1 protein-coding gene is annotated in these 426 nt (G+C 44.4%); it reads right to left on the minus strand.

Annotated features, from left to right (window positions below; all coding sequences use genetic code 11):
- The coding region (locus PGX78_RS08725) for an AAA family ATPase (RefSeq protein ID WP_270446568.1) at window positions 1-426 on the minus strand (426 nt) is incomplete at both ends.

The raw sequence follows: 426 nt of genomic DNA on the forward strand, positions 1-426 counted from the left end.
TCTACATTTAAATACCCCGGTCTATTTCGATAGAAATTGTTGAACAGAACGTGATTTGAAGCGTGTTTTTTCTTATGACAATACTGCATGACTCGTGCAGCATCTCGCAAAGAGGTCCACGACGGTTCAACGACAAAAAGTATTTTTTCGGCTACAGATGTGGCACTTTTAAAAGCACCGTCCCGTCCTGGCGGGCAATCAATAAGTACGTAATCATAATTTTCGCTTAAGCGTGAAATGATGCGGGCAAAATCTTTAGGATCCGCCTTTTCCCACGTTTTTTTCTGACTGGCTGCCAAAAAATCGCCGGCCGGGCCTACGGGAACAAGAGCATCTGCCGCCTTACAATGTTTTTTCATAACATCGTAAACATCAAAAAACACCTCATCCTGTACGCCCAGAAGAAGATCCAGGTTGCGCATTCCC

The organism is Megasphaera sp. AF13-6AC (assembly GCF_027685385.1).
Taxonomy (GTDB): Bacteria; Bacillota; Negativicutes; order Veillonellales; family Megasphaeraceae; genus Megasphaera; species Megasphaera micronuciformis.